The sequence below is a fragment of the Streptomyces sp. SM1 genome (assembly GCF_002910825.1).
GTDB lineage: Bacteria > Actinomycetota > Actinomycetes > Streptomycetales > Streptomycetaceae > Streptomyces > Streptomyces okerensis.
Genome location: NZ_NEUB01000409.1, coordinates 1 through 407, shown reverse-complemented (window position 1 = coordinate 407; position 407 = coordinate 1). Strand labels below are relative to the sequence as shown.

General features: G+C 76.4%; 1 pseudogene. It reads right to left on the bottom strand.

The features are described from left to right. Positions 1-407 (bottom strand): annotated as a pseudogene (locus B9S61_RS10350) (protoporphyrinogen oxidase); the annotation flags it as partial.

The window sequence follows — 407 nt, the reverse complement described above, 5'->3', positions numbered from 1 at the left end:
GCAGTTCCGTGACCGGCGTGCCGGTCAGGATCTCGGCGCCGCGCGCCCGCAGGGAGTCGGCGACGGCGAGCGGGAGGGTGCCCACTCCGCCCGCGATGCCCATGAACACCGGGCCGGTCTGCCGCGCGGCGGCGGCCTTCGCCTGGATCTCGCGGACGCCTTCGGTGAGGGAGGTGTGGGTGCGGGCGGCCTCGAAGAGCTGCGGGACCGCCGCGCGCATCGAGATGCGGTAGGCGTCGCCCGCGTACACCCCGCCGAGCAGGGGTTCCACGAGGCGGTCGACGACCTCGCGGCCGAGCCGCGCCGCCACGTACTCGCCGATCGCCACGTCGTCGCCGACCTCGGTACGGGGCAGGTCGGCGTCCCGCCCGATCCGGGCGACCCCGTCGTCGGACAGCACGCCGGCG